Below are 1,323 nucleotides of genomic sequence, written 5' to 3'. Positions count from 1 at the left end.
ATGAAGCAGGGTCAAAAGATAGGGCACCTGCGGTTGGTGCATTCGTACTTTCAACAATTTCAATATGGGTGATTTTGGAATTAAATCCACCAACACCGTTCATGGTAAGCAGTCCATCAGTCACTTCAACGGTCATGGTCTCTACCCTGACTTCTCCTGCGACGGCAACTTTAGCGGGGATAATGGTAATTCCTTCTATGGTAGCACTATGCCTGCTGTCTATGTTATTGATATCTTTATCTCCAAGACCTATGGTAACATCATAGATTCCGTTTGGCACTTCTAATTCCCAGATCAGTTCATTCCCCCTTCTCTGTCCTGCCCAACTCTTGACACCGCCTGTTGTATTCATAATGTTATCTCCTTGGAAATGCAATAATGTTCCTTCAAGCTGATCTTCAATAGATGCAGAAGCGTATGATCCGGCAATTCTATTTCTTCCGGCCCCTCCTGTGGCAGTTGTTCCACCATTATCTGAAGCTTCCGAAACATCTATTGGGTCTCCATTGGACCTTAATTTCCATCCAAAGGCATAATCTACATCATCAATTGTCACTGAAGAGAAGCCAAATTGCTTACCATAATCCGGCAAATAGCCAACTGGCGGAACAGTGAAAGATGGATTATTCTGGAAGTTAATTTTAGCTTCAAATGGAACAGACGGAGCTTCTTCAACAATTACTGAAACGGTCCATTCTTGAATACTACCATCTTCAGCAGTAACAGTAAAAATTACCGGATTGGTAAAGTCCAAAGTGGTACCGGATTCCGGTAAAACAGATGCACCTTCCGAAACACTAAATTCAGGTATTAAAGATGTAACATCAGTTCCACTTGGAACTATAAATGAAATTGTTGAATTCTCCGCATCGATTATAGGATCTCCGAATGCTTCTCCAAGAGAGATTGTGGTTATAGCCTTTTCAGTACTAGGTGGTGATTCAATGATTGAAAGAGAGACAAGAATATCAGCAGGTTCATAAAGACCGTCTACATCTGAAACTGTTATAGTCGTTGAATATTCTCCTGGCAGCAAACCTGGCAGTATCCCAAATTCTAACTCTCCCAAAACAGGTTCTGAAGGTATAACTAACCAAGCTGTGGCGCTTGGGTCATCTGTTAATACTATTGATGGAGATCCTGAATTGGCAGAAACAGTTATTGATTGGTTTGAAATGGGGCTTCCTTCTATACCTTCAAATGAAACTGATGATTCACTTACCTGAAGTATCAATGCTTCGGTTACTGTGAAATCCACTTCAAATAATGCTGGTGAGAACCCTTTTGCAGTTGCTATGATGGTATTGTTCCTAGTTGTACCAA

Annotated in this window: 1 protein-coding gene; it reads right to left on the bottom strand. The window is 41.1% G+C overall.

Annotation, left to right across the window (positions count from 1 at the left end; genetic code table 11):
• Window positions 1-1,323, bottom strand: a 1,323-nt coding sequence (locus HMJ38_RS25045) for a DUF5018 domain-containing protein (RefSeq protein ID WP_228780272.1), incomplete at both ends; no start/stop codon positions are given.

The organism is Aquiflexum lacus, from assembly GCF_015476655.1.
GTDB lineage: Bacteria > Bacteroidota > Bacteroidia > Cytophagales > Cyclobacteriaceae > Aquiflexum > Aquiflexum lacus.
Note: the sequence above shows the minus strand (reverse complement) of the source record. Positions and strands in the feature narration are given on the sequence as shown.